This is a genomic window from Opacimonas viscosa, assembly GCF_024199005.1.
Classification (GTDB): domain Bacteria; phylum Pseudomonadota; class Gammaproteobacteria; order Enterobacterales; family Alteromonadaceae; genus Opacimonas; species Opacimonas viscosa.
The window spans coordinates 1-223 of sequence record NZ_JANATA010000386.1; the positions used below are offsets into that span (position 1 = coordinate 1).

Below are 223 nucleotides of genomic sequence, written 5' to 3' on the forward strand. Positions count from 1 at the left end.
GACGGCAGGATAGTCGTTTATTGCACCAGCACTTATTTAGCGCTGGTACACATTGCTTTAACCAGCTGTCGACTGCAGCGTCGACAACAGCTGATCAGCCGGTTGATAGCCAGGCACTACTGTGCCATTGGGCAGAATGATATTAGGCGTTCCGTTTACCCCAATACTGCGACCGAACTGGTATTGTTTGGCAATGTCGGTTTTACAGGATGCCGGGGCCACG

The 223-nt window shown here is 51.6% G+C and carries 1 protein-coding gene; it reads right to left on the minus strand.

Going from position 1 to position 223, the window contains the following annotated elements:
• Positions 1-57: 57 nt before the first annotated feature.
• Entirely contained in the window at positions 58-222 is a 165-nt protein-coding gene (locus tag NLF92_RS14015; RefSeq protein ID WP_349293236.1) for a thioredoxin fold domain-containing protein, read from the minus strand.
• Position 223: the final 1 nt, after the last annotated feature.